Origin of the sequence: Cobetia sp. QF-1 (assembly GCF_002213105.1) — a bacterium.
Taxonomy (GTDB): Bacteria; Pseudomonadota; Gammaproteobacteria; order Pseudomonadales; family Halomonadaceae; genus Cobetia; species Cobetia crustatorum.
In genome coordinates this window covers 170976-195229 of record NZ_NBVS01000001.1, presented here as the reverse complement: position 1 = coordinate 195229, position 24254 = coordinate 170976, and the positions used below count along the sequence as shown (strand labels likewise).

General features: G+C 56.2%; 22 protein-coding genes. 18 read left to right on the top strand and 4 right to left on the bottom strand.

From position 1 onward, the window contains the following. Positions 1-116: 116 nt before the first annotated feature. From miaA to CFN46_RS00830, 15 genes are all read left to right on the top strand, one after another. On the top strand, positions 117-1100 hold the full coding sequence (gene miaA, locus CFN46_RS00900; RefSeq protein ID WP_024951734.1) for a tRNA (adenosine(37)-N6)-dimethylallyltransferase MiaA: 984 nt from the start codon (positions 117-119) through the stop codon (positions 1098-1100). A gap of 115 nt (positions 1101-1215) precedes the next feature. Further along, a complete protein-coding gene (gene hfq, locus CFN46_RS00895) occupies positions 1216-1464 on the top strand; it encodes an RNA chaperone Hfq (protein ID WP_024951733.1) in 249 nt (82 codons plus the stop codon). A 15-nt stretch (positions 1465-1479) separates the two neighbouring features. After that, positions 1480-2850 (top strand): ribosome rescue GTPase HflX, encoded by a 1371-nt coding sequence (gene hflX, locus CFN46_RS00890; RefSeq protein ID WP_024951732.1) that lies wholly within the window; start codon positions 1480-1482, stop codon positions 2848-2850. A 277-nt stretch (positions 2851-3127) separates the two neighbouring features. Beyond that, positions 3128-4369, top strand: coding sequence for an FtsH protease activity modulator HflK (hflK, locus tag CFN46_RS00885; protein ID WP_088742456.1), 1242 nt, complete (start codon positions 3128-3130; stop codon positions 4367-4369). Beyond that, on the top strand, positions 4366-5247 hold the full coding sequence (gene hflC, locus CFN46_RS00880; RefSeq protein WP_024951731.1) for a protease modulator HflC: 882 nt from the start codon (positions 4366-4368) through the stop codon (positions 5245-5247). Before hflK ends, hflC begins: the two co-directional genes overlap by 4 nt. A gap of 362 nt (positions 5248-5609) precedes the next feature. Next, positions 5610-6794, top strand: coding sequence for an ATP phosphoribosyltransferase regulatory subunit (locus tag CFN46_RS00875; protein ID WP_024951730.1), 1185 nt, complete (start codon positions 5610-5612; stop codon positions 6792-6794). A 114-nt stretch (positions 6795-6908) separates the two neighbouring features. Beyond that, the gene (locus CFN46_RS00870) at positions 6909-8204 is read left to right on the top strand and encodes an adenylosuccinate synthase (RefSeq protein ID WP_024951729.1); all 1296 of its coding nucleotides are present in this window, start codon (positions 6909-6911) and stop codon (positions 8202-8204) included. 379 nt (positions 8205-8583) lie between these two features. Continuing rightward, entirely contained in the window at positions 8584-9111 is a 528-nt protein-coding gene (locus tag CFN46_RS00865; protein WP_024951728.1) for an SUF system Fe-S cluster assembly regulator, read from the top strand. A gap of 108 nt (positions 9112-9219) precedes the next feature. Continuing rightward, positions 9220-10662, top strand: coding sequence for a Fe-S cluster assembly protein SufB (gene sufB / locus CFN46_RS00860; protein WP_024951727.1), 1443 nt, complete (start codon positions 9220-9222; stop codon positions 10660-10662). 77 nt (positions 10663-10739) lie between these two features. After that, positions 10740-11489, top strand: a complete 750-nt coding sequence (gene sufC / locus CFN46_RS00855) for a Fe-S cluster assembly ATPase SufC (RefSeq protein WP_024951726.1) — start codon at positions 10740-10742, stop codon at positions 11487-11489. Then, positions 11489-12901: a Fe-S cluster assembly protein SufD gene (gene sufD / locus CFN46_RS00850; RefSeq protein WP_024951725.1), complete on the top strand. Its 1413-nt coding sequence runs from the start codon at positions 11489-11491 to the stop codon at positions 12899-12901. The genes sufC and sufD overlap by 1 nt, the downstream gene beginning before the upstream one ends. Further along, a complete protein-coding gene (locus CFN46_RS00845) occupies positions 12898-14142 on the top strand; it encodes a cysteine desulfurase (protein WP_088742455.1) in 1245 nt (414 codons plus the stop codon). Before sufD ends, CFN46_RS00845 begins: the two co-directional genes overlap by 4 nt. A 169-nt stretch (positions 14143-14311) precedes the next feature. After that, positions 14312-14887: a putative Fe-S cluster assembly protein SufT gene (gene sufT, locus CFN46_RS00840; RefSeq protein ID WP_024951723.1), complete on the top strand. Its 576-nt coding sequence runs from the start codon at positions 14312-14314 to the stop codon at positions 14885-14887. 255 nt (positions 14888-15142) lie between these two features. Next, positions 15143-15748 carry a YceI family protein gene (locus CFN46_RS00835; protein ID WP_024951722.1) on the top strand — a complete coding sequence of 202 codons (606 nt, stop codon included), beginning with the start codon at positions 15143-15145 and terminating at the stop codon, positions 15746-15748. 168 nt (positions 15749-15916) lie between these two features. Further along, entirely contained in the window at positions 15917-16837 is a 921-nt protein-coding gene (locus CFN46_RS00830; RefSeq protein WP_088742454.1) for a vancomycin high temperature exclusion protein, read from the top strand. A gap of 122 nt (positions 16838-16959) precedes the next feature. Here the strand turns inward: CFN46_RS00830 and CFN46_RS00825 are convergent, their stop codons facing one another. The 4 genes from CFN46_RS00825 to CFN46_RS00810 all read right to left on the bottom strand — a co-directional run bounded on the left by CFN46_RS00825 (position 16960) and on the right by CFN46_RS00810 (position 20930). After that, positions 16960-17418, bottom strand: a complete 459-nt coding sequence (locus CFN46_RS00825; protein ID WP_088742453.1) for a hypothetical protein — start codon at positions 17416-17418, stop codon at positions 16960-16962. A 254-nt stretch (positions 17419-17672) separates the two neighbouring features. Beyond that, positions 17673-18581, bottom strand: coding sequence for a 30S ribosomal protein S6--L-glutamate ligase (gene rimK / locus CFN46_RS00820; protein ID WP_088742452.1), 909 nt, complete (start codon positions 18579-18581; stop codon positions 17673-17675). Positions 18582-18776: 195 nt separating this feature from the next. Further along, on the bottom strand, positions 18777-19286 hold the full coding sequence (locus tag CFN46_RS00815; protein ID WP_088742451.1) for a RimK/LysX family protein: 510 nt from the start codon (positions 19284-19286) through the stop codon (positions 18777-18779). A 519-nt stretch (positions 19287-19805) separates the two neighbouring features. Then, complete coding sequence (locus tag CFN46_RS00810) at positions 19806-20930, bottom strand: DUF3549 family protein (protein WP_088742450.1); 1125 nt, start codon at positions 20928-20930, stop codon at positions 19806-19808. A gap of 880 nt (positions 20931-21810) precedes the next feature. On the opposite strand from CFN46_RS00810, the gene CFN46_RS00805 reads away from it, so the two are divergent. From CFN46_RS00805 to CFN46_RS00795, 3 genes are all read left to right on the top strand, one after another. Beyond that, positions 21811-22518 (top strand): amino acid ABC transporter substrate-binding protein, encoded by a 708-nt coding sequence (locus CFN46_RS00805; RefSeq protein ID WP_246116424.1) that lies wholly within the window; start codon positions 21811-21813, stop codon positions 22516-22518. Positions 22519-22758: 240 nt separating this feature from the next. After that, positions 22759-23433, top strand: coding sequence for an amino acid ABC transporter permease (locus CFN46_RS00800; RefSeq protein WP_024951716.1), 675 nt, complete (start codon positions 22759-22761; stop codon positions 23431-23433). Then, on the top strand, positions 23430-24194 hold the full coding sequence (locus CFN46_RS00795; protein WP_024951715.1) for an amino acid ABC transporter ATP-binding protein: 765 nt from the start codon (positions 23430-23432) through the stop codon (positions 24192-24194). Before CFN46_RS00800 ends, CFN46_RS00795 begins: the two co-directional genes overlap by 4 nt. The last annotated feature ends 60 nt before the right edge of the window (positions 24195-24254 follow it).

The following is a 24254-nucleotide window of genomic DNA, read 5'->3' as shown; positions in this document are numbered from 1 at the left end:
AGGCAGGCCATGATTCAGCTCATTAGATTCTTGAAAAATTCCGGAGCACAGGCGCAATGACTCATTGTTGCGTTTTGGTTCACCCCCGATTCACCTCTTAGCTCCGACAATAGGCCATGACTCAGATTCAGCTCTCTGATACTTCATTCCGTAGCACGCTTTCTGAGGCTGACAAGCCGCCAGTTATTCTGCTGATGGGACCGACTGCCTCTGGCAAGACCGACCTTGCGATTCGCTGGCATGAGGAGCAGGGCGCGGAGTTGGTCAGTGTCGATTCAGCGCTGATCTATCGTGGCATGGACATCGGTACGGCCAAGCCGACTGCAGCAGAGCTAGCACGGGCTCCGCATCGGTTGATCGATTTCCTTGATCCACTGGAAAGCTATTCCGCGGCCGAGTTCCGTCACGATGCGCTGGCACACATTGCCGAGATTCAGTCGCGGGGCAAGCTGCCGCTGCTAGTCGGTGGCACGATGATGTACTTCAAGCGCTTGCTGGAAGGCGTGGCGGACTTGCCCGCGGCGGATCCTGCACTACGGGCAGTGCTCGAGTCGCGTATTCAGGCAGAGGGTCTTGAGGTGCTGCACAGTGAATTGTCGCGACTTGATCCGGCATCTGCGCAGCGAATTCGTCCCAGTGATCCACAACGTCTAACGCGTGCACTGGAGGTGTGTTTGATCAGTGGTCGTTCCATGAGCGAGCTGCTGGCGGAGCAGCCGAAAGTAGCGCTTCCGTTCCGGCCGATACCGATCGCACTGGCGCCCCACGATAGAGCCGTGTTACATGAACGTATCGAGACGCGTTTTGATCAGATGTTGGAACAGGGATTCATTGCCGAGGTCGAAGCGCTGAAGGCGCGTCCGGAGTTGCATGCCGGACTGCCGTCGATTCGCTGTGTGGGGTATCGTCAGGTGTGGGATTATCTTGAGGGTCGTCTTTCGCGTGATGAGATGCGCGAGCGTGGCATTATTGCGACGCGTCAGCTTGCCAAGCGTCAGCTGACCTGGCTGCGTAGCTGGAAGGGCATTCATCAGATAGATTCGATGGGTGTAAATCCTTACAGTGAAACCTTGAAAATCGTGCGCCAGACCAGCACTTAGCGTAACATGAGCGGTCACGACCAGCGCCCGTGAAGCCCCCTCAAGAGGGCAACCCGGAGTGCTGGCGAACATAACCATACTTACCTCGAACGAGATATTTTTTACGGAGAGTCACATGTCCAAAGGTCAATCACTCCAGGACCCGTACCTGAACATCCTGCGCAAGGAACGTATTCCGGTCTCGATCTTCCTGGTCAACGGTATCAAATTGCAGGGTCAGATCGAGTCTTTCGATCAGTTCGTCATCCTGCTGCGCAATACCGTTTCCCAGATGGTCTACAAGCACGCTATCTCGACCGTGGTCCCCTCGCGCAATGTGCGCTTGCCGGCCCAGGATCCGAGCGTGCCGTCCACAGAAATCTGAAGTTAGAGGCGCTGATTGTTCTTCGAACGACCCGAAGCCGGTGAAACGGCCGTCCTGGTACACGTTAATTTCCGGGACGAAAAAGAACGCGAGGACGCCGGAGAGCTCCTCGAACTCGTACGTTCAGCAGGCGCTGTGCCGGCAATCCTCCTTGAGGGTAGTCGGCCACGTCCTGACTCACGTACGTTCATCGGAGAAGGCAAGGTTGAGGAAGTGCGTGAGGCCCTGGCCGAGCACGAAGCCGAACTTGTCATTTTCAATCATTCACTGAGTCCTTCTCAGCAACGTAACCTCGAAGCCACGCTTGAGTGTCGCGTGATCGACCGTACTGGTCTGATCCTCGATATCTTTGCTCAGCGAGCGCGGACCCACGAGGGCAAGTTGCAAGTGGAGCTCGCACAGCTCGAATACATGTCTACCCGCCTCGTGCGGGGGTGGACTCACCTCGAGCGCCAGAAAGGCGGCATTGGTCTACGTGGCCCGGGGGAAACCCAGCTCGAGACTGACCGTCGTTTGCTACGTGTGCGTATCAAGTCGATCCACAAGCGCCTTGAGAAAGTACACAAGCAGCGCGATCAGAATCGACGTGCACGTTCGCGTGCCGAGATTCCCAGCCTCTCGCTGGTCGGCTATACCAATGCGGGCAAGTCGACGCTGTTCAATGCGTTGACGACCTCTGATGTCTACGCCGCTGATCAGCTGTTCGCGACGCTGGATCCGACGCTGCGTCGTTTGGAGCTTGAAGATGTTGGTCAGGCAGTACTGGCCGATACGGTGGGCTTCATTCGCCATCTGCCGCACAAGCTGGTCGAGGCGTTTCAGGCGACCCTGCAGGAAGCTGCTGAAGCGGATCTGTTGGTGCATATCATTGATGCAGCCGATCCAGAAAATGACCGCAATACTGAGCAAGTCAATCAGGTGCTCAGTGAGATTGATGCTGGTGATGTGCCGCGCCTGCTGGTCATGAACAAGATCGACCGACTCGACATGGCGCCACGTATCGAGCGTGATGGCTTTGGACGTCCGCTGATCGTGTGGCTGTCGGCGCGTGACGGCAAGGGGGTGGAGCTGCTGATGCAAGCCTTCTCTGAGCTGCTAGCCGATAACGTTATCTCTACCCGGCTGACACTGGGGCCAGAGAAGTCTCGCCTGCGCGCTGGCTTGCATGAGTTGGATGCCGTCAAGGACGAGAGCTATGACGAGCAAGGCAATGCGCTGCTGGACATTCGGCTTGAGAAGCGCGATTTTCTGCAGTTGTTGTCGCACCTAGGCGAGTCTTCTGAAGACTACCTTGGTGGCGAACACGATGACCTTGAAGATTGGCAGCGTGAGCTATCTGCCGAGCGTGCTGAAAAACATCGCGTGTCGGTGACGCACAAGACTTGAGCAGAAAAGACCTGAAGTAGAATACGGCATCTACATTCTTGCGCTATATCCAGAATGTAGATGCCCTCGCGCAGGTTGTGGCCTGCGCGTCAGAGCAATGGGCATCCAGCGGTTGAATGGCTGGATGCCGCTTGGCAGACGATGGCTGTCAGGCAGGGCCATGGCCTTCTCCCGCAAGGGACGCGTCGCCGTGTCGCAGGACAGAACCGGCAGCAAAGCCGGCATGGGCGGCGTCATCATAATGACGAGCGGAACATCGACTGAGTGGAGACGACGTATGGCTTGGAATGAGCCGGGTGGCGGCAACCAGCATGACCCTTGGAGCGGCGGTGGTCGCGGCGGGGACAAAAAGGGCGGCGGTAGCAATGGCGGTGGCGGCGGTAATGGTAATGGCGGACCGCCCGACCTCGATGAGGCGCTGAAGAAGTTTCAGGATAAGCTCAGCGGACTGCTCGGCAATGGCCGCAAGCGTAATGGCGGTAGTTCAGGTGGTAATGGTAGTAATGGTGGTGGCAATACCAATGCTTATGCACTGCCGGGCGTGATTGCGGTCGTGCTGGTGGCCATCTGGGCTGCCTCCGGCTTCTACCTGATTGATCAGTCAGAGCGTGGGGTTGTATTGCGCTTCGGCAAATACAACGACATCGTAGGTCCGGGTCTGCACTGGAATCCGCCGATCATTGATGACGTGCGTGAAGTCAACGTTACCAAGGTGCGTTCGCTCTCTCAGACCAAGTCGATGCTGACGCAGGACGAGAATATCGTCGAAGTACAGATGTCAGTGCAGTATCAGGTGTCCAATCCGCGTGATTTCATGCTCAATGTGCGTGCTCCCGAGATTAGTCTCGAGAACGCCATGGATTCCGCGTTGCGTCATGAAGTTGGCAGTGCCGACATGAATGACATCCTGACTTCTGGACGTGAGCTGCTGGCCAGCAATGTCAAATCACGCCTGCAGTCCTATCTGGATAATTATGGTGTCGGCCTGACGCTCCAGACCATCAACGTGGAATCCACGTCGGCGCCGGCGCCGGTGCAGGAGTCTTTCGATGATGTCATCAAGGCGCGCGAGGATCGTCAGCGTACGATCAACCAGGCACTGGCTTACGAGAACTCGATTCTCCCGGAAGCTCAGGGTCAGGCGCAGCGCGTCATCGAAGAAGCCGAAGGTTACAAGGAATCGGTTGTCGCCAAGTCGCAGGGTGAAGCCAATCGCTTCACGTCTCTGCTGACCGAGTACAAGAAAGCACCGGAGATCATTCGCGAACGCATGTATCTCGAGACGATGAGTGAAGTCCTCGGCAAGACCAGCAAGGTGCTGGTGGATGTCGAGAATGGTAATTCGCTCATGTACCTGCCGCTCGACAAACTGGCAGGCAAGTCCAATGCTGAAGCTGAAGACAGCAATGGCATGAGCCGCAGCGAGCTCGATCGCGTGTCACGTCAGGCGAGCGATGCGCTGAGTCGTAGCAACAGCACTGACAGTAGTAACCGCACCAGTCGGGAGGGTCGTCAATGATCAATAATCGCTCACTGATGGCCGTTGCTGGCTTGGCTGTAGTGGCCTGGTTCGCTAGTAACAGCCTCTATACCGTTGACGAGACCCAGCGTGCCATCAAGCTCAAGTTTGGTGAAGTGGTGGAAGACAATATCCAGCCTGGTCTGCACTTCAAGTTGCCGGTCTACAACACGATTCGTACTTTCGATACGCGCGTGTTGACGTTGGATGCTCAAGCGAGTCGTTATCTGACTCGTGAGAAGAAAGCCGTCATCGTAGACTCCTTCGTCAAGTGGAAGATCATCGATCCGAAGCGCTACTACGAATCGACATCTGGCGATGAGCAGATGGCCGAGCGTCTGATCGCACCGCGCGTCGATGAAAGTCTGCGTAACGAGTTCGGCAAGCTTGAGCTGATACAGATCATCTCTGAGCAGCGTGATGCGCTGATGAAGAAGCCGACTGAAGAGCTCGACGAAGTCATGCGCAAGGAGCTCGGGGTGTCGATTCTCGACATCCGTGTCAAGCGTATCGATTTGCCGGATGAAGTTTCCCAGGCAGTCTATGAGCGCATGAAGACCGAGCGTCAGCGTGAGGCACGAGAGTACCGCGCCCAGGGGCAGGAGCAGGCCGAGAAGATTCAGGCCAACGCCGATCGCCGTCGCACGGTATTGATCGCTCAGGCAGAAGAGCAGGCCCAGACACTGCGCGGTGAAGGCGATGCTTCGGCAGCGGCCATCTACGCGGGTGCCTATGGTGCTGATACGGAGTTCTTCCGTTTCTATCGTTCGCTGCAGGCTTATCGCGACAGCTTCAAGGGCGATGGCAACATGATGGTGATTCAACCAGATAGCGAGTTCTTCCGCTTCTTCAAGGACCCGCTCGGCAGCCGCAAGTAAGTTGTCAGCATTGCCTCCCTGCCTTTGGGAGGCACGCGAAAGATGGACCTCGCACAGCGTGTCGTGCGGGGTTCATCCCGCAAGAATTCATGCTAGACTTCTGTAACCGGGCACAGCCCGGTTTTTTTGTGGCCGCCTTTTACGTTGCGGCGACGCAGTGGTGAAGTCACGGGAAGCGCACGAGGCCTTCTCTTGCTTTGTACGAAGGTGTGGTCAGGCCACCAGTAACACCTTGTTTCATGGACTTTTCTTCATGAATCTTGTTGTCGGGAATCGACTTTCGGTCGTCTCATCGTCAGATGGGAAGTGGCGACCCGCGTCGCGAACCACCCCTTGTCATAAATTTCTTGCAGGATAGTGCAATGACCATCGCAGATCGCTGGCTCCTCCCGGATGGGATGGATGAGGTATTACCACCTCAAGCAACCCGTATGGAGGCGCTGCGCCGCGCGCTGCTCGACCTCTATCATCGCTTCGGCTATGACCTGGTGCTGCCGCCGCCCGTCGAATTTCTGGATTCACTGTTGACCGGTACTGGCACCGAGCTTGACCTGCAGACCTTCAAGCTGACCGATCAGATGACGGGTCGCATGATGGGGGCAAGTGCCGACGTGACACCGCAGGTAGCACGTATGGATGCACACTCACTGCGTCGTGAAGGGCCGGTACGGCTGTGCTACTGCGCCAATGTTCTGCGCACCAAGGCCGACAAGCATCAGGGTGGGCGTAGTCCCGTTCAGGTGGGTGCTGAGTTGTTTGGCCATGCTGGCCTGGAGGCCGATCATGAAATTCTGCACTTGGCGCTGACGAGTCTGGAGCAGGCGGGGGCAGATGAGTTGCATCTGGCGTTGGGGCATATCGGGATCTATCGTTCATTGATCGCCGAAGCGGGTATGAATACCGAGCACGAGCGTGAATTGTTTGCAGCCATCGAGCGTAAGCAGTATTCCGCTCTGGATGCATTGATTGAACGCGTGGTCGGTGACAAGGTGGTTGCGGACATGCTCAAGGCGCTGCCGCACCTGCATGGCGATGATGAAATTCTCGCACAGGCACGCACTGCCTTTGCTGGTGCACCGGTGGCCGTTTCCAGCGCGCTGGATCAGCTTGCTGCACTGAGCCAGGTTGTGCGTGAACGTCATCCGCAGGTTACGTTGTACTTTGATCTCGCAGAATTGCGTGGTTATGAGTATCACACCGGCATGGTGTTCGCGGCTTATGTACCGGGCTATGGTCAGGCACTGGCCAAGGGTGGTCGCTACGACGATACTGGACGTGTCTTTGGTCGTGCACGACCCGCCACGGGTTTCTCGATGGACCTCAAGCAGCTTGCCTCACTGGCCGTGCAAACACCGGCGTGTGATGGTATCTGGGCGCCGGCGCTCAATGAGAGTGCCCTGCGTGAGTGTGTTGATCAGCTACGTATCAGCGGTGAGCGTGTCATTGAAGCATTGCCTGGCCAGACGACTGGCGCTGATGCTCACCGCTGTAATCGTGAACTGGTGCGCTCTGACAGTGGTTGGCAGGTCGTCGCGTTGCAGGCCTGAACGACAGACAGCAGACAGTAGGGGCCACTGGGTCCCGAAGCACAGCTGCCCTTTGGCAGCTGTGCTTGTGAGTGGGTTTTCACCGACGGTTATTCACCGAAAGAGATAGGAACCATGGGCAAGAATGTAGTCGTGCTCGGCACCCAATGGGGTGATGAAGGCAAGGGCAAGGTCGTTGACCTGCTGACCGAATCTGCCAGCGCCGTCGTGCGCTTCCAGGGTGGCCATAACGCGGGCCACACTCTGGTGCTGGACGGCAAGAAGACCGTTCTTCACCTGATCCCGTCCGGTATTCTTCATCCGGGAAAGACCTGCGTCATCGGTAACGGTGTCGTGCTGTCTCCGGAAGCCCTGATCAAGGAAATACGCGAGCTTGAGTCCAATGACGTGCCGGTACGTGATCGCCTGCGTCTGTCACCGGCTTGCCCGCTGATCCTGTCCTATCACGTGCGCCTGGATCAGGCTCGTGAGAAGGCGCGCGGTGTCGCCAAGATTGGCACCACGGGTCGGGGTATTGGTCCGGCCTACGAAGACAAGGTCGCACGTCGTGGCCTGCGCCTGGGTGACATGCTGCACCGTGAGCGTTTTGCCTCCAAGCTGGGCGAAGTGCTGGATTACCATAACTTCGTGCTGCAGCATTATCACGGTGAAGCGCCGGTCGACTTCCAGCAAGTGCTGGACGAAGCCATGGAAATGGCCGAAGAGCTGCGTCCGATGGTCTGCGATACCGTGGATCTGGTCCATAAGGTCCGTAAGGCCGGCGAGAACATTCTCTTTGAGGGTGCTCAGGGGTCGCTGCTGGATATCGATCACGGTACCTATCCGTACGTGACCAGCTCCAACACCACTGCCGGCGGTACTGCGACGGGTTCTGGTGTGGGTCCGCTGTATCTGGATTACGTGCTGGGTATTACCAAGGCCTACACCACGCGTGTCGGTTCTGGCCCGTTCCCGACAGAACTGTTTGATGAGTTCGGTCGTCATCTGGCTGAGCGTGGCCACGAATTCGGTGCTACTACCGGTCGTGCACGTCGTTGTGGTTGGTTTGATGCTGTTGCACTGCGTCACGCTGTACAGATCAACTCGGTTAGCGGCATCTGCTTGACCAAGTTGGATGTGCTTGATGGCCTCGAGAATATCCGTGTCTGCATTGGCTACCGCAGCAAGGATGGCGAAGTGCTGGACAATCCGGTTGACTCGGAAGGCTATGAAGCCATCGAGCCGCTGTATCAGGACCTGCCGGGCTGGACTGAGTCCACGATTGGTGTGCGTGATGTTGAGAAGCTGCCCGCTAATGCGCGTGCCTACATCAGCTTCATCGAGGAGCAGGTCGGTGTGTCTATCGATATCATCTCCACTGGCCCGGATCGCAACGAAACTATCGTGTTGCGTAACCCGTTCCACGGTTGATCGCCTCGCGTAGACTTTTTTGAGCTTGTGTAGAAAAAAACACCCCATCGGGTTTTCTCGATGGGGTGTTTGCATATGTCGATATCAAAAGTTGAGAGGGGAGAGCCGAGAGAGGAAAAGTGACCGGCGCAAAAATGTCGGATCGGCGGGAAAGCCATGAATGGCAGGAAGTGTTGTGCAGGATGCGAACAGAAAGTTGGACTGCGCAGTAAATATTTTAAATGGGAATGATTGTTATTTTTGTTGTGATCGGCGGCTATCATGTCGGCAAACTGGTTGCCCAGGTCGCAATTTGGCGTTTTCAGGGCGGTGGTGTCTTCACATCGATCTGATACAGGACTAAAATGGTCCTCAATCAATATCCGTGGTGGAGGCCTGTATGCTGAAGCTTTCCAGAATGACCGATTACGCTGCCGTGGTGATGGCGCGCATTGCGCGTGAGCCGGACTCGGCACATGCCGCGATTGATCTGGCTGAAAGTGTGCAGTTGCCACATCCCACCGTGAGCAAGACGCTCAAGGCGCTGGTGCGTGCTGGGCTGTTGGAGTCTCGTCGTGGGGCGCAAGGCGGCTATCGCCTAGCACGGCCCGCCAGCGAGATTACGGCCAGCGACATCATCAGTGCTATCGAGGGGCCGGTTGCAGTGACCGAGTGCAGTCACGCCGACGGTGATTGCGAGTTGGTCAATACCTGTGGTGTCGCTGATAACTGGCAGCGTGTTTCGCGCGCGATTGGAGAGTTGTTGGGCAGCGTGACGCTGGCGCATCTGGCCTCTACTTCGCCGCTGCGCATGCCAGTTCAGCTCCCTATTCAGGCCATCAGCCTGTATGGCGAGGATAGCCACAACCGCAGCTATGAACATGACCTCCATTCACAGCCGTCGGTAGTGCGTGGCCACAAGGCCTGATTGAGCACCACGCGATCAGACAGAAAATATTAGAGGCTTCGCTGCCGTTCGGGCGGAGTGACCAAGAATATGAACAGACTCGGAGTCACTCCGAGAGAGGAGACCAGCATGGCGAGCCAGGAGATGGAGCAGCTTGTACAGCGCGAGTATAAGCAGGGCTTCGTGACCGATATCGAAAGCGATACCATCCCACCGGGACTGGACGAGAGCGTGATTCGTTTCATCTCGGCCAAGAAGGGCGAGCCGGAGTGGATGCTGGAGTGGCGTCTGGATGCCTATCAGCAGTGGCTGAAAATGAAGGCACCCTCCTGGGCGCATCTGAATTATCCGGACATCGACTATCAGGCGATTTCCTATTTCAGCGCGCCCAAGAGGCCAGAAGATCGCCCGCAGAGTCTCGATGAAGTGGATCCCAAATTGCTCGAGACCTATGAGAAGCTTGGCATTCCGCTTCACGAACGTGCAGCGCTGGCCGGTGTCGCGGTCGATGCGGTGTTCGATTCTGTCTCCGTCACCACCACTTTCAAGAAAGAGCTCTCCGAAGCTGGCGTGATCTTTTGCTCGATCTCTGATGCCATCAAGGACTACCCGGACCTGATCAAGCAATATCTTGGTTCCGTAGTACCCAAGGCGGACAACTACTTCACTGCACTGAATGCTGCCGTCTTTACCGATGGATCTTTCGTGTTTGTACCGGAAGGCGTGACTTGCCCGATGGAACTGTCCACTTACTTCCGCATCAATGCAGCCAACACGGGGCAATTCGAGCGCACGCTGATCATCTGTGAAAAGCAGGCGCAGGTGTCGTATCTGGAAGGCTGTACGGCCCCTCAGCGTGATGAGAACCAGTTGCACGCCGCAGTGGTTGAGCTGGTCGCACTGGAAGATGCCTACATCAAGTACTCTACCGTCCAGAACTGGTATCCGGGCGATGAAGATGGCAAGGGCGGCATCTATAACTTCGTCACCAAGCGTGCCGATTGCCGTGGCGACCGTTCCAAGGTGTCCTGGACTCAGGTCGAGACCGGTTCCGCGATCACTTGGAAGTACCCGTCATGCATCCTGCGCGGCAAGGACAGCGTCGGTGAGTTCTACTCCGTCGCTGTCACCAATGGCCGTCAGCAGGCGGATACCGGCACCAAGATGATCCATATCGGCGAGGGTACCAAGTCCACCATCGTCTCCAAGGGTATCTCCGCTGGTAACTCCGAGCAGTCCTATCGCGGCTTGGTCAAGATCGGCCCACGGGCCAAGGGTGCGCGCAACTTTACTCAGTGTGATTCGCTATTGATCGGCGACCGCTGTGGTGCGCACACCTTCCCGTATCAGGAAATCGGCAACGCTACCGCGACGGTGGAGCACGAGGCAACGACCTCCAAGATCGGCGAAGATCAGCTGTTCTACTGCCGTCAGCGTGGCATCAGCGAAGAAGATGCGGTCAACATGATCGTCAACGGCTTCTGCAAGGACGTCTTCCAGGAGCTGCCGATGGAGTTCGCTGTCGAGGCCGAAGCCCTGCTTAACGTCACCCTTGAAGGGGCAGTCGGCTAACGCTCGCATTGTTTACTGCAACGTCATCCCACTCTTGAGGGTCGCTTGCGGGCGGCCTGTCAGCAAAAGGTATCAACATGCTCGTAGTCAAAGATTTGCACGTTTCGGTTGAAGGCAAGGAAATCCTCAAGGGGTTGGACCTGACCATCAACAAGGGCGAAGTCCACGCCATCATGGGCCCGAACGGTGCCGGGAAGTCCACGTTATCTTCCGTGATCGCAGGCAAGGACGGCTATGAAGTCACCGCCGGAACCATCACCTATAAAGGTGAAGACGTGCTGGAAATGGCAGTCGAAGAACGCGCGCGTGCCGGTCTGTTGTTGGGCTTTCAGTACCCGGTCGAGATTCCGGGAGTCAAGAATGTCTATCTGCTGAAAGCGGCGCTGAATGCCAAGCGTGAAGCTGAAGGCTTGGGCGAGATTCCAGCGCCAGAATTCATGAAGTTGATCCGTGAGAAGTTGGCTTTCATGCAGATGGATGCCAGCTTCCTGCAACGTGCGGTCAATGAAGGTTTCTCTGGCGGAGAGAAGAAGCGTAACGAAATCTTGCAGATGCTAGTGCTGGAACCGAAGCTTGTGATGCTTGACGAGATTGACTCCGGTCTTGATATCGATGCGCTCAAGGTCGTAGCCAAGGGCGTCAATTCGCTGCGCAACGAAGATCGCGCCGTATTGATGGTAACTCACTACCAGCGTCTGCTTGAGCACATCGTGCCGGACCATATCCACGTGCTGATCGACGGTCGCATCGTCAAGTCTGGTGACAAGTCACTGGCGCTTGAACTTGAAGCTCATGGTTATGACTGGCTGCAGGAGGAAACTGCGTAATGACAGCACTTGCTACCGCGCCCGTTCCCGGCAGCGAAGCCTTCACAAGCGAATTCGCTGCCCGTAAACCGCGATTTTCCGCTGATCCGAGCTGGATGGCCGCTCGTCGTCAGGCGGGTATTGCACGCTTCGAAGCATTGGGCTTGCCAACCCGCAAGGTGGAAGCCTGGAAGTACACTGACACCCAGTCTCTGGGGCGTCAGGCCTATCAGCTGGCTGACGATGCCACGCTATCTTCTGCCGTGATGGATGAGCTGGCACTGGCGATTGATGCTTATCGTCTGGTGTTCGTCGATGGTCTCTACAACGCTGAGCTGTCTGACGTGGCGGGGCTGCCGGACACGGTGCGTGTCGTGCCACTTTCTCACGCCATCCTCCATCAGCCGGAAGTGGTCGGCGGTTCATTGAATCGTCTGACCGGCATCGACTTCACGCCGTTCGTGGCGTTGAACTCCGCCTTCACTGAGGAGGGGGCGGTGATTCAGGTCGGCCCACGCACTGTACTCGACAAGCCGGTCTATGCGCTGTTCATCTCGCGTGCCGCCGTCGATGGCCAGCCGGTGACCATGAGCCACCCGCGTCTGCTGATGCAGCTGGGCAGTCGTGCCGAAGCCAGTGTGATCGAGCATCACATCGGAGAAACAGGCGCAACCAACTTTACCAACCTGGTCGCGGAAGTGATGTTGGAGCGTGGCGCTGTGCTCAATCATTACAAGCTCGGTGAAGCTGCCACTGGTGAGACTCATATTGCCTCAGTGCAGGTTGAGCAGCCGCGAGATAGCCAGTATCGCTCCGTCAATCTCAATACTGGCGGCGGGCTTGTACGTAATGACATCGTCTGTGATCTGAACGGCAACAATGCTCACGCACGCCTTGATGGCTTGTTCTTCGGTCGTGATCGTCAGCACGTGGATACTCACACGCTGGTCAATCATAACGAAGCGCTGACGTTCTCCGACGAGAACTACAAAGGTATTCTCGCGGACCGTGCGCGTGGCGTGTTCAATGGCCGCGTGCTGGTCAAGCGTGATAGTCAGAAGATCGAGGCGCATCAGAACAATGCCAATCTTCTGCTGTCAGATCGCGCTGAAATCAATACCAAGCCGGAACTCGAAATCTACGCCGATGACGTCAAGTGTTCTCATGGCACTACGACAGGTCAGCTGGACGAAGGTGCTGTCTTCGCACTGCGTGCTCGTGGCATCGATGAGCAAACCGCCCGTGGTCTGCTGACGTTGGCCTTTGCCAATGAAGTCATGACGGGCCTCGGTATCGATGCCATTGCTGAGCGTATCGAGCGCAGTGTGGCGGGCCGTTTGCCATCACGCTTCCATCTCGATGAGCTGGTTGACCTGAGCGTCGAGCTTGCCGGCGGTACAGTGGCCGTGGCGCGCGATGAGGACTTCGCATGAGCGCGCTCGATAATTTGATGTTGGATGTGGTGCGGGTTCGCGAAGATTTTCCAATCCTCGAGCGTCGTGTACACGGTGATGTGCCGCTGATCTACCTGGATAGCGCAGCCACCAGCCAGACACCGACCGCCGTCATCGATGCGATGAGCGCCTATTACCGCACCATCAATTCCAATATTCACCGTGGCCTGCACAGCTTGGCAGACGAAGCGACAGCGGCGTATGAAGGCTCGCGTGAGAAGGTACGCAACTTCATCAATGCACGCTTGACGCGCGAAATCATCTTCACACGTGGCACCACGGAGGCGATCAACCTGGTCGCCAACAGCTGGGGCGCCAACTGGCTGAATGCCGGTGACGAAGTATTGATCTCGGTGATGGAGCATCATGCCAATATCGTGCCGTGGCAGCTATTGGCAGAGCGCCTCGATATCACGCTCAAGGTCATTCCTTGTGATGACGATGGCGTGCTGGACATGAATGCCTACCGCGACTTGCTGGGTGAGAAGGTGCGACTGGTCTGTGTCAATCATGTCTCCAATGCGCTGGGTAGCATCAACCCAGTCGCCGAGATGGCACGTCTGGCACATGAGCACGATGCGTTGATCCTGATTGATGGCGCTCAGGCAGTGCCGCACCAGCAGGTCGATGTGCGTGCAATTGATGCCGATTTCTATGTCTTCTCTGGCCATAAGATGTACGGCCCGACGGGTGTCGGTGTGCTCTATGGCAAAGAGGCGCTGCTTGAGGCCATGCCGCCTTGGCAAGGCGGTGGAGAGATGATCCGCACGGTGTCGTTTGAGAACGGCACACTGTTCGCTGATCTACCGCACAAGTTTGAAGCTGGCACACCGGCCATCGCGGAAGTCATTGGGTTGGGCAAGGCCATTGATTGGCTGGGCTGTACCCATATGGGCTTGATCACGCGCTGGGAACAGCAGTTGATGACGCATGCGACTGAGCGCATGTTGCAGGTCGATGGCTTGCGTATCATCGGTAACTCGCCGAACAAGGCGGGTGCGATTTCCTTTGTGGTTGATGGCGCTCATGCGCAGGATATTGGCCTGCTGATCGATCAGCTCGGGGTGGCCATTCGTACTGGTCACCATTGTGCTCAGCCGGTACTGCGTCGCTTCGGCGTCGATGCTACCTGTCGCGCCTCGTTCGCTGCCTATAATACGCCGGAGGAGATCGACCTGTTTGTCGATGCCCTCGAGCGTGTACTGACGATGGTTCGCTGATCGAGGGCATGACAAGCTGGCGAAATAGCGCAATGAGGCTCGCCGTTGGCGGGCCTCATTCACACCACGGCGAGCATTCATTACTCACGCTTCAGTGGCATGCCTCGCTGATGGAGTTTTAGTTGGCAGGAGCCGATAGGCTTTTGCAGTACCTGTGCAAGGAGAGGGCATGAGCCACATTAATGATCAGCTGGCTAGCCTCGGCAAAGGTCAGAAAATGCCGTTGCAGCGTGATGTGGAAGGCATCTCGGTGCCGTTCGGCAAGTCAGTGACACTGCATGAAGATGCGGTGGTCGAGGTCATGCAAGCCAAGGGGAGTACGGTCAGTGTGGCCTTTGAAGGTCGCATGTATCTGATCGAGAGCTTCAGCCTTGATGCATTGGGCCTGGACGCCGTGCCACGCCCACACTTGGCGGCTGGCCAGACAGATGCTGATATCGAAGCATTCGTCTGGGGGCAGCTACGTACCTGTTTTGATCCGGAGATCCCGGTCGATATCGTTGAGTTGGGATTGGTTTATGGCTGCCGGATCGACACCTTGATCAGTGGCGAGAAGATGGTCAATCTCAAGATGACACTGACCGCGCCCGGGTGTGGCATGGGCAACGTGATTGCCGAAGATGCCAAGCGCAAGATTCTGGGCGCTGATGATGTTTCCAAGGTACATGTTGAAATCGTCTTCGCACCGGCCTGGTCGCGCGAGATGATGAGTGAAGATGCTCGTCTCGAACTGGGTATGTTCTGAGTACTTTGAGCTGAGCTGGCAGTCACTGTCAGCGTGTAGAGATAATGATGTAATGCAGTGTCGGCGAGAGAGCGACGGCGCTGATGCTGCGTTCCGTCGATGAAGGTCAGGGTTGCCGAATAAGCGGGAACCTCTTGGCTATTGTGTTTTCCAACTCGTGTTGATGATCGCCTGGCCATGACGTTGCCGTCGGCGTGCATTGTCACGTGTGTATGACTGTTTCCCGCCCCACCTGCCTGCAAGGAAGACTCTCTGATGCGATTCCAGACTGCGCTACGTTATCTGACTGCCACCCTGATCATGAGTACTGCTGTCAGTGCTCAGGCGTCATGGAAGCTGGATAGTGATGCCTCGCAGCTCACCTTCCAGACCACCAAGATGGCCAAGACCGGTGCCAGCACGGTTGAGACTCATACCCTTGATTCTTGGCGTGCTCGCGTCAACGACAAGGGGCAGCTCTCGGTTGAGATCGATCTGGATTCCGCCAAGACTGGTATCGAGATTCGCGATCAGCGCATCAGCGAGAAGCTTTTTGAAGCAGGCACTTATCCGTTGGCCGTAATGACTGCGACTCTCGACATGCCAACATTGGATGTCATGGAGCCTGGTGATACTCAGGAAATGGATATTGATGGCCAGCTGACGCTTCACGACAGCACCCAGTCATTGCCCATGAGTTTGCAGGTGACTCGCCTGAGAGGTGAACAGTGGTTGGTGCAAACCGTCAAGCCAGTAATGGTTGACGCCGATAAGTTCTCGCTGGTAGGCGGAATCCGCACCCTACGTGATCTTGCAGGCTTGGGGGATATTGCCACCCAAGTGCCAGTGGCAGTGAAGGCCGTGATGATCAAGGAAGAGTAATATCAATAATCAATACGCACTGGCCCACGTTTAGAGGGGATTGGTCGTGTAGTACTGATGATGCAGTACTAGCGATACGCCAATCGCTTGGGTAGGCTGGGCGCTCATGCCTGCGTGACGTGACAGGTAACGGCGGGAAGAGTTGGCAGGGATGGGCGTGGGGAACAGATGCAGCGAGTGATCAAGCAGGTCGGCCTGGTGATTATCGCCTTGCTGGCCGTTAGTGTGATGGTACTGATCGGGCTCAACTTGTGGGTTGTGATGGCGACTCGCGATCGTATCGCTGCGTCTCCGCTCACCTGCGAGAGTCGTGAGGTTGGTATCGTGTTTGGTACTTCTCATGGCTTGGTGGGTGGCGGGAGCAACCCTCACTATCAGGCTCGTCTCGATACGGCTGCTCAGCTCTACCGGTTACATAGAGTCTCCAACCTATTGTTGTCGGGGGATAACCGCACCCGTTACTACAATGAGCCGATGACCATGTGGCGGGATTTGCGGGCGCGCAATGTGCCACAGCAATTCATGACACTGGATTACGCCGGATTCTCTACCTTTGATACGCTAGTGCGCGCACAAAAGGTGTTTGGCGTACGCGAGGCAGTACTGGTGACGCAGCCGTGGCATTTACCACGTGCGCTATTCATTGCGGATGCCGTCGGGCTTGAAGCCACTGGTTGCCCTGCGATTTCCGAGAGCCAGACATCGAATATCCGATTGACGATACGTGAATGGCTGGCGCGTGCTGCCACCGTAGGCGATCTCTATCTATGGGGCCGTGCACCACGTTTCCTCGGTCCGCCGGAAAAGTTGCCCACGCCGGTGTTATCACCATCGTTACCGGTTAGCACATCGTCGAAAAGCTCACCGGCGGATACTCAGACACCTGATTGGCACGCTTGGCCCTTGCTGCAGTCTCATGCTGTTTCGCATATACCAGTGCCATTAAAGCCAGTGCCGTTGGTATCGGCATCACTGAAGGTGGTGCAGAGAGAGGAAGAGGGCGTGATGCCCATGAAAACATTGTTGCCAAGTGTCAGTCAGACCCTCTCTCTATTGCTGCATGACAGCACTGTTATCTCGAAAGACTGAAGGTCGTGACATAAAAAGCCCGCCTCTCATGCCATGAGAGGCGGGCTTTTTATGTCAGTACTAAAAGAATTTTTCAGTACTGATGATCAACTTATATCAGGGCATACATGCCCTATGAACAATTAGACTGCACGTCGCCGCGCGGCCTGGCCCATCTGATGACGGTAGAGTTCACGGATCAGGCTACGGCAATTGCTAAAGCAGCCTTCGAGCACTTTCTCAATGCTGTCAGGCAGCGGGTGGGTGAAGGCTGTTGAACAGCCCTGCATCAACACGCGCTCTTGCTCTAGTAGTTCATTGATCAGCACCTGATTGTCATTGCTGACAATGCTTTTCAGGCGACTCCATAGCCACATGTAGTCGTCGCGCTCGACGTCAGCGTCACGCGGCATCAGGCTGAGATGCTTGCGCGTCTCAGTCTCGAGTGCTTGCTTGAGCTCCACGCGTCGGGCGTAGAAGGGTTCAAAGGCCTTCAAGAGCCCGGGACGCAGCCGCTCGGCATTATCCTCGAAATAATCAAGACTATCTGCCAGGGCTTCCTGGACGCTATCCATCGCCACTTGGCGATTATCGAGAAACATGTGCGGTCACCTCCTCCGTCAGGAGAGATTGTGCGGGTGAAAACAGTGTTTTTCTACCCCTTGGGTGCAGAAAGACCCGATATTTATTTTTCCGTGATCAATTTGGCTAGTTTACGACAATTGCGTGGCTTTTATGTGACACATATCAGCAACAATAGACGCTGTCGTGATACCAACAAGAATGGGTGCGCCGTTGTCGGACGCACCCATTCTTGTCTCCCGCAGGAGGTCATGCCGTATTTTTATGCCAGCCTTCAGCCCTTGGGCTTGGGGGGGATCTTCTTGGCAGGCGCAGCGCACTTGGTAATATGGTCGATAATCAAGCCAGCGATATCCTTGCCGGTAGAGGTCTCGATGCCCTGCAGGCCAGGCGAGGAATTCACCTCCATGATCACCGGGCCGTGGTTGGCGCGTAGCAAATCGACGCCTGCGACTGACAACCCCATCGCCTTGGCAGCACGGATAGCCGTAGAGCGCTCTTCCGGTGTAATGCGAATCTCACTGGCGGTACCGCCACGGTGCAGGTTGGAGCGAAACTCGCCTTCGGCCGCCTGACGCTTCATGGAAGCGACGACCTTGTCACCCACTACCAGGCAACGGATATCGGCGCCACGCGCTTCCTTGATGTACTCCTGCACCATGATGTTGGCTTTCATGCCCATGAATGCCTGAATTACGCTCTCTGCGGCCTGATTGGTCTCGGCGAGTACTACGCCGATGCCTTGGGTGCCTTCCAGTAGCTTGATGACCAGTGGCGCGCCTTTGACCATGGTGATCAGGTCAGGGATATCGTCAGGAGAATGAGCGAAGCCGGTGACCGGCAGACCAAGGCCCTTGCGTGACAGCAGCTGTAGCGAACGCAGCTTGTCACGTGAGCGCGCGATGGCAACCGAGTCATTGACGACATAGGTGCCCATCATCTCAAATTGACGCAGTACTGCGCAGCCGTAGAAAGTGACTGATGAACCGATCCGCGGAATCACGGCATCGAAATGCTCGATTTCAGCGCCCTTGTAATGAATGGATGGGCGATGTGACGCAATGTTCATGTAGCAGCGTAGAGTGTCGACCACGCGTGCGGTATGACCACGGGCTTCTGCTGCCTCGATCAGGCGACGGGTGGAGTAAAGGCGTGAATTACGCGACAGGATACCGATATGCATGAAATCCTCCAGAGCCGAAATGGGCAGGCAGGGGTAAGAGCGAATACAAGAGATGGGCTGACGTGATGCCCGTCAGGAGGCTTTGCTACTGAGTGTCGCGCCAGCCAGAGTTGCTGGATTGGCGTGTCTATATCTTTGGGCGATCACCTCTTCAGAGGTGGCGCCGTATTAACCGTGTCTGTAGATGACAGGTCGTCAGGGCTCGCCATGCAAGTAGGCAGCACCCGGTGCGACCAGTAATCGGCGTAGGGCGCGACGCCCTAGCAGAATTGGGTGACGCATTTGAGAGCGATCTACCAGTGTCATGTCTATATCGTAGTCGAGGCCAGCCAGACGCATGCGTGAGCGAATCACATAGCGCCACTGTGCTTGCCCATTGGATGATCTTACCCGGCGGCGGTCATGTACTTGCGTCTCTACCGTATGCGGAGGCGAATCACTGCCTCCAGTACGTGTGATGAAGCGCACGCACAGCTCATCATTCTGCTCAAAGACTTCAATGCTCTCGGCATGTAGCGCACTGGAATGAGCACCGGTATCGATCTTGGCATTGAGGTGCAAGTGCAGTTCAGGCAACTCGATCAGTTCGCGTCGTCCGACGACGGCGCGTGGCTGAAACCCCAGCAGATCATGATTCAAGCTTTTTAGATCAAGCGGCTGAGGTTTGTCGGTGTGATGGCGTGAAGCAGGCTTTTGATGCGACATGTTTCATCCTGAATCAGAGGGCGTGACCGAGTGTAGACATCGGCTCACGGCATGAAGGGTACCGAGCGGCTAAAGGCACCGATCAGAAAACCAAGAAGACGATGAGTGCCCGTGCATTCGAATGTTCTGGCCAGACGGGCGCGCAGCATAGTCACTTACCGAACCGACAGCAATCCTTGCTGACACCTCTTTGCTCGAGTGCTTGCGAGCCAGTGCGATGGCGCCACACAGGGCATGCCATCGCTGAGTTTGTGGATGAAGATTCAATGCCAGGATTCATAGCCAAAACAGCAAGTGGTCTTTTGGGTTATCGCCAGCCATTGCCGTATTGGCATTCTTTACAGAATGCTTTACATGAGCTTTTGCATGGCACTGTACTGATGAGCCTGCACTGATGACCTTATACCAAGTGTCGTGGGTTATGCGCATGATCTCAAGGACTCTTCCACTTGTTCTCTGACGCACTACGAGCATGGCACCGGTAATACTACGTGGGCCGCGTACCAGGGTACTTATGCATCAATGCCGTTTCATGGCGCTTTCAACAGACGCTTGTTGAGTCAAGGCGCTCAGCGCCCTCCCCAGGGCACTGTCGGGGTTGGCATTACGCAAAGTCATCAGTACTGGCAAACGTAGGCGAGGTATCAATGCGAGGTCGCGTGCCAGTGCGCCGAAGCTGGCCTGTGGGCAACTTGCCAGGCGCGTGAGGAAGACTGGCAGACGTTCGGCATCCTCAAGGTGAGCATATCCACGCGCGGCAATTGCCACCAATACATCGACGTTCGCGGCATCGTCATCTGCCAAGAGTGCATCGATCCACCGTGATGCCGCCGGCAGCGGACTTGCCGACGACGCGCGTAAGCAGGCACACAGGGTTTCCAGGTCGCCTTGCTCTCGTGCGTTCTGGCCACGTTGAATAAGCACCTCCAGCAACGCCGCTTCCTGCGCTGTCTCCAGCGCACTTGTAAGATGCGTATGGGCTGGCGGTGCCTGCTCCAGACACAACGCGATTGCACGCAGCGGTGTAGCCGGTAGTGCTGCGATACGCGCGGGCAGGGCTTCAGCAAGCAGTGGTTCCAGCGTACCGCGTCGTGTCAGTACATCGGCAATGCCCTGCAGACCGAGCGAAGGCCAGTCATCCAGTGGCAACTTGGCCCCCAGATATTGCTCTGCCAGCGCATGATGTTGGCTGGTCGGTCGCTCGCAATCCAGGCTGGCGCGCGCATGGAGCATGGCACGCAGCGTATCATCTGGCGTAAACGTCAGTGGATTGTCCTGCATCAGATTGTCGATCTTGGCGGCTTCGGCCACTTGAATATTATTTCGCCCCACACTGAGTGCTGTCTGGCCCAGTGTCGTGATCAGGCGCTCAAGGAAGGCATCACGTTGAGCCGGTGACAGGCGCCCCTCTTCATCCAGTGGCATGGCTAGAAACCATACCAGCGGGTCTTCGATGCCTGAGGGGCGGAAGACACAGGCCAAGCGTGCCTGGCCTTTGAAGGGTTGCTCCCAAGGCTGCTGTGTTGTCTCGAAAGCCTCAAGTTGTTCAAGACTTAGCGGTATAAGGGTGCGCCCTAGATGATAAAGGTGCAGTTCGGCGCCGGTGCGGGTGAAAAAGCTGCTCAAGGAGGAGAGAGGGATCATGAAGCTCACCGCTACTGTGGAGCTCGACAGGTGCAAGACGAATCGAGGTTACTGAAAAGAAGTTGTCGAAGAGAAGGGCGCTGTCCAGCCAAGGAATGCACCACGAATGGCAGCGACTTTAGCGACTCACTCGTCTGCATGCCACCCGCTCAGCCGACAAGGGCGCGTATCTCTCATAAAAGCGCCATATATCTCTTGGATCAGTGACTTTTCGGTAGCTGTCGTCTGGCCTGTCGATTGGATAGCCAAGCCCCGTTACGCCACGGAGCTCTGTCTCTCGTTGCGTGTCCAATGCCCCGTATTCAGGCTGCCTTGGGTGAGTCATTGCTTCATGCCTCCTCATCTACTGTGAATAGTTGTACGGATGATGGATTTTTGATCAATTTTCGCAATGCCAGTAACGGCGTGGCTTTCAGCGTAACCACTGCAGGTTATCCACAGTGTCGTCCACGGCAGACGTGAATAACTGTCATGTGGCTGTCGTTACGATGACATCTTTATGTTGCGCAGCACGCAGCAGTATGCAGCTGGTCTGTATGAACAGGCGTGCTAGAATCTCGTTCATTGTCAAAGGCGGTGGTGTTATTCCTTTTTGTTCTTTCGATACGGTATGAAATGATTGGGAATATACGACTGGCCCGTTACTCTATAAAACTAAATCACATATAAACGCTTGTGCTTATGCCTCTTTCGGCTGTCGCTGACGAGTTGCGCAGTGATACATGCCGCCGCTGCCCGAGTCTGCCGAAAGCGACACCTTCCTGTCTAACCTTGCGATTATCGAGGAATCCCGATGAGTCATTCACGTTCGTTTGCAGCCGTCTTTTCTCCCTCTGTTTTCAAGGGCGCCGTATTGGCCGCCACCTTGAGTGCCGCTGCCATGGGTAGCCTGAGTGCGCAGGCGGATACCTTGAAGGTTGGTATGTCGGGCGGCTATTTCCCGTTTACCTTCGTCAAGCAGGATAAATTACAAGGTTTTGAGGTCGACGTGCTCAACGCCGTCGGTGAGATTACGGGTGATGATGTTGAATTCGTCACCATGAGTTTCTCGGGCCTGATCGGTGCGCTGGAAGCCGGCCGTATCGATACCGTGGCCAATCAGATCACCATCACCGATGCGCGCAAGGCCAAGTTCGCCTTCACGCAGCCGTACGTCTATGACGGTGCTCAGGTGGTCAAGCGTCGCGGAAACGATGAGATTACCGGCGTTGAATCACTCAAGGGCCATAGCGTCGCGGTCAATCTGGGCTCCAACTACGAGTCGCTGCTCAATGCGCTGCCGTATGCTGACGAGATCACTATCAAGACCTATGAGTCCAATCTTGAGCAGGACACTGCCTTGGGTCGTGTGGATGCCTTCGTGATGGACCGCGTGAGCGCCAGCCAGGTCATTCAGAAGACCCCGTTGCCGCTCGAACTTGCGGGTCAGCCGTTCTCCAAGATCGAGAATGCACTGCCGTTTCGTAATGACGATGCAGCCAAGGCACAGCGTGACAAGGTCGATGCTGCCCTGACCGAACTGAAAGACAATGGTCGTCTGAGCGAGATTTCCGAGAAGTGGTTCGGTAGTGACATCACCACACCGTAAGAGCAGTCTGAAGCAGTGATGCAAGGCAAGCGGGGTGACGGCAACGCGCCGTCACCCCGTTGTCGTCATGGAGCATGAACGACCTCTCTCAGGTATGCGTGATATGCCAATGAGACGTCGCAAGGGCATTGGCAGCGTCAGGCATTGCCATCATGGGCTGCGGCCCTTCATGCTTGCCTCCTTTGTCACGCTGAGGCCTTGGTGTCTCGCCTTCATATCCCCAGCCCGTCCGGATAACGAATGGATACTCTCAATATTGACTACATGCTCGGTCTGTTGCCGGTCATGCTCAAATATCTGCCCCTGACGCTCAAGATGGCGAGCATCGGCATGATTGCCGCGCTGATTCTTGCATCCTTGCTGGCAGTGGTACGGGTGCTCAAGGTGCCGGTGCTCAATGCGCTGACCATCGTGTTCATTTCCTTCTTCCGCGGTACGCCGTTGCTGGTGCAGCTGTTTCTGTTTTATTACGGCCTGCCGCAGGTCATGTCATTTCTGACTCAGATTGATGGTGTCACCGCGACGATTCTTGGTTTGACGCTGCATTTCTCCGCGTACATGGCCGAGTCGATTCGCGCCGCTATTGTCGGGGTGGATCGTAGCCAGACCGAAGCAGCATTATCGATTGGCATGACCAACCTGCAATTGATGCGCCGTATCGTGCTGCCACAGGCTGCACGCGTCGCAGCGCCGACGCTGATGAACTACTTCGTGGATATGATCAAATCCACCTCGCTTGCGTTTACGCTAGGTGTGACGGAACTGATGGGGGCGACTCAAAAGGAAGCCGCCAGCAGCTTTCTGTATTTTGAATCCTTCATCATGGTCGCTATCGTCTACTGGGTGATGGTGGAAGGGCTGTCATTCGTGCAGCGCTGGATGGAGAAACGTCTCAACAGGGCCTATCAGCGATGATTGCAGTCAGAAAACTGGTCAAGAAATTTGACGGTAACGCGGTACTCGACGGCATCACTCTTGAAGTGGAGCAGGGCGAGATCATCGTCGTCATCGGCCCGTCCGGTACCGGGAAATCCACGCTGCTACGCTGCATCAATTTTCTTGAGCAGCCTGATGGTGGTGAGGTCCAGATTGGCGACGTGAGGGTTGATGCCACACGTGCATCGCGCGCCGAAATTCTCGCATTGCGCCGCAACAGTGCATTCGTGTTCCAGAACTATGCACTGTTTGCCAACAAGACCGCGCTTGAGAACATTGCTGAAGGGCTGATTGTCGTCAATGGCTGGCCGAAGGCCAAGGCGCATCAACGCGCACGTGAGATTCTCGAGCGTATCGGCATGAGCGAGAAGGCGGATGCCTATCCGGCGGCGCTATCTGGCGGACAGCAGCAACGTATCGGCATTGGTCGTGCGATGGCAGCTCAGGCTGAGGTGATTCTGTTTGATGAGCCGACGTCAGCGCTGGACCCGGAATGGGTCGACGAAGTGCTGGAGCTGATGAAGCAGCTCGCTGTCGAGCGTCAGACCATGATCGTGGTCACGCATGAGATGCAGTTTGCGCGTGATGTGGCAGACCGAGTCATCTTCATGGAAGGCGGGCGCATCGTTGAACAGGGGCCACCCAGTCAGCTGTTCAGTGCGCCGAAGGATGACCGCACGCGTGCCTTCCTGCGCAAGGTGCTCAATGAAGTGCCGCCGCAGTGCGCTGCGGGCATATAACGGCTCATTTGAAGTGAGTGTAGAGATGTACTGAAAAAGCAGCCGCCCTGGCTTTCACCG

Bases quoted from the DNA above. Each gene is read 5' to 3' on its own strand.
- miaA (WP_024951734.1), top strand. From the start codon at position 117: ATGACTCAGATTCAGCTCTCTGATACTTCATTCCGTAGCACGCTTTCT.
- hfq (WP_024951733.1), top strand. From the start codon at position 1,216: ATGTCCAAAGGTCAATCACTCCAGGACCCGTACCTGAACATCCTGCGC.
- hflK (WP_088742456.1), top strand. From the start codon at position 3,128: ATGGCTTGGAATGAGCCGGGTGGCGGCAACCAGCATGACCCTTGGAGC.
- hflC (WP_024951731.1), top strand. From the start codon at position 4,366: ATGATCAATAATCGCTCACTGATGGCCGTTGCTGGCTTGGCTGTAGTG.
- CFN46_RS00875 (WP_024951730.1), top strand. From the start codon at position 5,610: ATGACCATCGCAGATCGCTGGCTCCTCCCGGATGGGATGGATGAGGTA.
- CFN46_RS00870 (WP_024951729.1), top strand. From the start codon at position 6,909: ATGGGCAAGAATGTAGTCGTGCTCGGCACCCAATGGGGTGATGAAGGC.
- CFN46_RS00865 (WP_024951728.1), top strand. From the start codon at position 8,584: ATGCTGAAGCTTTCCAGAATGACCGATTACGCTGCCGTGGTGATGGCG.
- sufB (WP_024951727.1), top strand. From the start codon at position 9,220: ATGGCGAGCCAGGAGATGGAGCAGCTTGTACAGCGCGAGTATAAGCAG.
- sufC (WP_024951726.1), top strand. From the start codon at position 10,740: ATGCTCGTAGTCAAAGATTTGCACGTTTCGGTTGAAGGCAAGGAAATC.
- sufD (WP_024951725.1), top strand. From the start codon at position 11,489: ATGACAGCACTTGCTACCGCGCCCGTTCCCGGCAGCGAAGCCTTCACA.
- CFN46_RS00845 (WP_088742455.1), top strand. From the start codon at position 12,898: ATGAGCGCGCTCGATAATTTGATGTTGGATGTGGTGCGGGTTCGCGAA.
- sufT (WP_024951723.1), top strand. From the start codon at position 14,312: ATGAGCCACATTAATGATCAGCTGGCTAGCCTCGGCAAAGGTCAGAAA.
- CFN46_RS00835 (WP_024951722.1), top strand. From the start codon at position 15,143: ATGCGATTCCAGACTGCGCTACGTTATCTGACTGCCACCCTGATCATG.
- CFN46_RS00830 (WP_088742454.1), top strand. From the start codon at position 15,917: ATGCAGCGAGTGATCAAGCAGGTCGGCCTGGTGATTATCGCCTTGCTG.
- CFN46_RS00825 (WP_088742453.1), bottom strand. From the start codon at position 17,418: ATGTTTCTCGATAATCGCCAAGTGGCGATGGATAGCGTCCAGGAAGCC.
- rimK (WP_088742452.1), bottom strand. From the start codon at position 18,581: ATGCATATCGGTATCCTGTCGCGTAATTCACGCCTTTACTCCACCCGT.
- CFN46_RS00815 (WP_088742451.1), bottom strand. From the start codon at position 19,286: ATGTCGCATCAAAAGCCTGCTTCACGCCATCACACCGACAAACCTCAG.
- CFN46_RS00810 (WP_088742450.1), bottom strand. From the start codon at position 20,930: ATGATCCCTCTCTCCTCCTTGAGCAGCTTTTTCACCCGCACCGGCGCC.
- CFN46_RS00805 (WP_246116424.1), top strand. From the start codon at position 21,811: ATGGGTAGCCTGAGTGCGCAGGCGGATACCTTGAAGGTTGGTATGTCG.
- CFN46_RS00800 (WP_024951716.1), top strand. From the start codon at position 22,759: ATGGATACTCTCAATATTGACTACATGCTCGGTCTGTTGCCGGTCATG.
- CFN46_RS00795 (WP_024951715.1), top strand. From the start codon at position 23,430: ATGATTGCAGTCAGAAAACTGGTCAAGAAATTTGACGGTAACGCGGTA.